This is a genomic window from Corynebacterium sp. NPDC060344 (assembly GCF_042725215.1).
In the GTDB taxonomy this organism is placed as follows: Bacteria; Actinomycetota; Actinomycetes; order Mycobacteriales; family Mycobacteriaceae; genus Corynebacterium.
Genome location: NZ_JBHXCS010000033.1, coordinates 1 through 2499 on the forward strand (window position 1 = coordinate 1; position 2499 = coordinate 2499).

The 2499-nt window shown below is 71.9% G+C and carries 3 protein-coding genes; 1 reads left to right on the plus strand and 2 read right to left on the minus strand.

Going from position 1 to position 2499, the window contains the following annotated elements; translation table 11 throughout:
* Nucleotides 1-137: 137 nt before the first annotated feature.
* Together ACFWGD_RS13135 and ACFWGD_RS13140 are read right to left on the minus strand one after the other, a co-directional pair.
* Complete coding sequence (locus tag ACFWGD_RS13135) at nucleotides 138-836, minus strand: ScbR family autoregulator-binding transcription factor (protein ID WP_377779132.1); 699 nt, start codon at nucleotides 834-836, stop codon at nucleotides 138-140.
* Nucleotide 837: 1 nt separating this feature from the next.
* Nucleotides 838-1704: a BTAD domain-containing putative transcriptional regulator gene (locus ACFWGD_RS13140; RefSeq protein WP_377779133.1), complete on the minus strand. Its 867-nt coding sequence runs from the start codon at nucleotides 1702-1704 to the stop codon at nucleotides 838-840.
* A 339-nt stretch (nucleotides 1705-2043) separates the two neighbouring features.
* Here ACFWGD_RS13140 and ACFWGD_RS13145 point away from each other — a divergent pair.
* A partial coding sequence (locus ACFWGD_RS13145; protein WP_377779134.1) for a carboxymuconolactone decarboxylase family protein occupies nucleotides 2044-2499 on the plus strand: 456 nt, incomplete at its 3' end.

Below are 2499 nucleotides of genomic sequence, written 5' to 3' on the forward strand. Positions count from 1 at the left end.
CAGCCTCAGCACCTCGCCGAGCACCCCGAGGAGGACGGCCAGCACCTCGTCGGGCGCGGCGGGCGACTGCTGCGGATCACGGGGGTCACTCGTCATCGGTGGCTCCTTCGGCTAACCGGTGGTGCGGTGGGTCACGTTCACGTCCAGGGCGCCGTCAGCGCCGACTCGGTGTCCGCGACCGAAGTACGGTACTGCGCCGCACACCCCGCCGGCACGAGGCCGGGCAGCAGCAGGAGCCACAACGCGCTCACCCTGCGCCGGAGTTCCCCGTACGGCATGCCGATCCCCGCCATCACCTCGATGCCGCAGGCGGCCGCGGCCACCGCCGACTCGATGCCCTCCCAGCGGTCGGCGCGCAGCTCGCCCGCGTCGCGGGCCTCCCGCAGCAGCTCGCACACCGTGGTGAGCCAGGCCCGGTGGAAGTCGGTGACGGGCGGCTCGCTGCCCGCGCACTCCTTGGTGATCCTGAAGCTCGCGGGGAGGGCCGGCTCCTCGTGCAGGGTCCTGGCCAGCCAGTGGGTGAGGTCGACCAGCGTCTGGAGCGGCGGGACACCCCGGCTGCGCAGCGCGTGCGCCTCTGCGCTGAGCATGGCGCCGCCGCGCTCCTGCACCGCCTCGGCGAGCTCGTCCTTGGAGGCGAAGTGGAAGTACAGCGCGCCCTTGGTGACCCCGGCCGCCACGGCGATGTCGCCGAGCGTCGCGTTCGCGTACCCGTTGCGCTGGAACAGCTGGGCGCCCGCGTGGACGAGCCTGCGGCGGGTCCGCTCCGAGCGCGCCTGCACCGACCTGGCGCTGCGCCCGGCGGCGGGGCCGGTGGTGCTCCGTGCCAATGCCACGTCAGCCCACGCGGGCGAGTCGGGTGTCCGTCGCGTCGGGGGCGGCTTTCACGGGGTGCTCGGGGCCGGCCATGAGGATGGAGCGCTGCAGGGCCCGCAGGGCGGTGGAGGGCTCCAGGCCCTGTTCCCGTACGAGGGTGGCGCGCAGCCGCTGGTAGACGTCCAGTGCCTCGCCGCGGCGGCCGGAGCGGTGCAGGGCGAGCATGAACTGCCCGTGCAGGTTCTCGTGGGTGCGGTAGCGGCTGGCCAGCACGGTGAGCTCGGCCAGCAGTTCGCGGTGGCGGCCGAGCCGGATGTCGGCGTCGATGCGCTGGTCCAGCGCGCACAGCCGGCTCTCCTCCAGCCGCCGCGTCTCCATCTCCAGCTGGGCGCCGCCCTGTACGTCGGCGAAGGCGGGTCCCTGCCACAGGGCGAGGGCCTCGCGCAGCAGGCGGGCGGCGCCGGGGAAGTCCCCGGCGTCCATGGCCCGGTAGCCCATGCCCGCGAGCCGGTCGAACTCCCGGATGTCGCTGGCCGCGCCGCCGCTGTCGAGGAGGTAGCCGCCCGGGAGCGTGACCAGGACGTCCTTCGCGGTGCGCACGGGCGTCCCGTCCTCGCCGCCGGACTCGCCCGCGGCCTCGGCGCCCTCTCCCTGGCCCAGGGCCGTGGAGATCATCGCCCGCAGCTGCAGGACGTACGTCTGCAAGGTGGTCCGCGCGCTGCGCGGCGGCTTGCCCGCCCACAGCTCCTCGGTCAGGGCCGAGACCGGGACCACCTGGTCCGCGTGCAGGGCCAGCAGTGCAAGAACCTGGCGGGGCTTGGGAGCGGTCGGCGTGATCGAGACCCCGTTCACCCGCACCGCAAGCGCGCCCAGAACCGTGATGTCCACGCCCTACTCCCCTGTCCGTGGATGAACCACCGCCAGTAGAAAACAGCACGGCCGGTTTGTCAACACCAAACCGGTCGTACCGTTTTCGCCCGGAACGCTCGATCATCACCCTGAACAGGGACGGGAGTTGAGAAAAGGGGCTCCATGGAGGGGGAGATTGTCGATACCGAACGCTCCATACCCCCGCCAGAAACAGTCCAAGCGGTTGTTTTTGAGACCGTGCCGAAACGGCCCCCTGCGCGTTGTCCCCTGCACAGTCACATTCGCGGAGCCGGATCCGTCATAGCGGTACCGGCATAAAACGGGGCACCCGAGCCCCCACCCCCCGAGGAGTCCCTGATGAACGCACGTATGGGCAACCCCGCCATCGTGGTCCCCGGCGCGATGCAGGCCCTGCAGGCCATGGGCAAGGCCGTCACCGCCACCGGCATCAGCGAGCGCACCCTGGAGCTCGCCCACATCCGGGCCAGCCAGATCAACGCGTGCGGGGTCTGCCTCGACATGCACCCCAAGATCGCGAAGAAGCTCGGGGAGACCGACGAGCGCATCCACGCGATCGCCGGCTGGCGCGACACCCCCTACTTCGACGACGCCGAGCGCGCCGCCCTCGCCCTCGCCGAAGCCGTCACCCGCGTCGCGGACACCAGCAACGCGGTCCCGGACGAGGTCTACGAGGAGGCCGCCAAGCACTACGACGAGCAGCAGCTCGCGGCGCTCATCCTCTCCATCTCCACCGTCAACGTCTGGAACCGCATCAACGTCGCCACCCGCCAGGTCGCCGGCGCCGCCTGGGGC